We start from the raw sequence: 581 nt of genomic DNA on the forward strand, positions 1-581 counted from the left end.
TAATGAATGAGTAGAAACCACCCAATGGAACATTTGAAACCGTTGCGCTGTGTGATGAAGTGTGTGTACCTGGTAATACGTGAAAATCAGCAAAAATTCCCATGATAATTAGCCTCCCTGGTTAATCTATTTAGTAGTGTTTTAAATTGCTTATTTGTTGAATAAGCCCTTAAGTGCTGAAACTAAGTTCAAGATGAATGAGTGTAATCCACCGAATGGGTCGTTTGAAACACTTGATGAATATGATGAAGTATGGGTACCTGGTAAAATGTGAAAATCATTGAAAAAGCTCATATTATTTGCCTCCCGTGGCAGTTAAAATTTTAATTTAGAATAAACCTTTGAGTGCTGAAGCTAAGCTCAAGATAAATGAGTAGAAGCCGCCTAATGGAACGTTTGAAACATTAGCACTGTGTGATGAAGTATGAGTACCTGGTAATACGTGAAAATCAGCAAAAATTCCCATGATATATTGTCTCCCTTTATTAATGTATTAATTTAGTTATAGTAATCAGCTTATTTGTTGAATAAACCCTTAAGTGCTGAAACTAAGTTCAAGATGAATGAATGGAATCCACCGA

2 protein-coding genes are annotated in these 581 nt (G+C 34.9%); both read right to left on the bottom strand.

Translation table 11 applies throughout. The features are described 5' to 3' along the window. Positions 1-150: 150 nt before the first annotated feature. Positions 151-294 (bottom strand): hypothetical protein, encoded by a 144-nt coding sequence (locus tag IV64_RS14580; protein WP_157061188.1) that lies wholly within the window; start codon positions 292-294, stop codon positions 151-153. A 34-nt stretch (positions 295-328) separates the two neighbouring features. After that, positions 329-466, bottom strand: a complete 138-nt coding sequence (locus IV64_RS14585; RefSeq protein WP_191982900.1) for a hypothetical protein — start codon at positions 464-466, stop codon at positions 329-331. Between the last annotated feature and the right edge of the window lie 115 nt (positions 467-581).

The organism is Lactiplantibacillus xiangfangensis (assembly GCF_001438845.1).
GTDB lineage: Bacteria > Bacillota > Bacilli > Lactobacillales > Lactobacillaceae > Lactiplantibacillus > Lactiplantibacillus xiangfangensis.

Bases quoted from the DNA above. Each gene is read 5' to 3' on its own strand.
- IV64_RS14585 (WP_191982900.1), bottom strand. From the start codon at position 466: ATGGGAATTTTTGCTGATTTTCACGTATTACCAGGTACTCATACTTCA.
- IV64_RS14580 (WP_157061188.1), bottom strand. From the start codon at position 294: ATGAGCTTTTTCAATGATTTTCACATTTTACCAGGTACCCATACTTCA.